The sequence below is a fragment of the Comamonas faecalis genome (assembly GCF_039538025.1).
Taxonomy (GTDB): Bacteria; Pseudomonadota; Gammaproteobacteria; order Burkholderiales; family Burkholderiaceae_C; genus Comamonas_C; species Comamonas_C faecalis.
This window is the reverse complement of the sequence record NZ_BAABBP010000070.1, coordinates 1-511: the sequence shown is the minus strand read 5'-3', so window position 1 is coordinate 511 and position 511 is coordinate 1. Positions and strand designations below refer to the sequence as shown.

At 56.9% G+C, this 511-nt stretch carries 1 protein-coding gene; it reads left to right on the top strand.

From position 1 onward, the window contains the following. Positions 1 to 41 precede the first annotated feature (41 nt). Positions 42 to 511, top strand: a 470-nt coding sequence (locus ABD767_RS17250; protein WP_344870016.1) for an IS5 family transposase, incomplete at its 3' end; no start/stop codon positions are given.

Below are 511 nucleotides of genomic sequence, written 5' to 3'. Positions count from 1 at the left end.
TGTTTGGTAGGTGTCAGCAGGCCGTGGCATCGTCTCACCGCATGAAGCAAAGCAGCCTTGATCTGAACCTGAGCACCAAAAAAACCCGCAAGCAGCAATTGCTCGATGAGATGGAATTGGTGGTTCCCTGGGCAGCACTGGTCGAGCTCATTGCCCCGTATTACCCCGAAGGCAAGAACGGCCGCCCACCCTTTGCACTGCAGACCATGCTGCGCATCCACTGCATGCAGCAGTGGTTTAGCTTGTCGGATCTGGGCATGGAGGAAGCTTTCTTTGACACCCCGATCTACCGCGAATTTGCCCAGCTCGATGCCCATGGCCGAATGCCTGACGAGAGCACCATCCTGCGCTTTCGCCACCGATTGGAAAGGCACAAACTGGCCGACCAGATTCTGGCCACAGTCAATGAACTGCTGGCAGCACAGGGCCTGCTGCTCAAAGCAGGCACAGCCGTGGACGCCACCTTGATTGCAGCGCCCAGCTCCACCAAGAACAAGGACAAAAAGCGTGA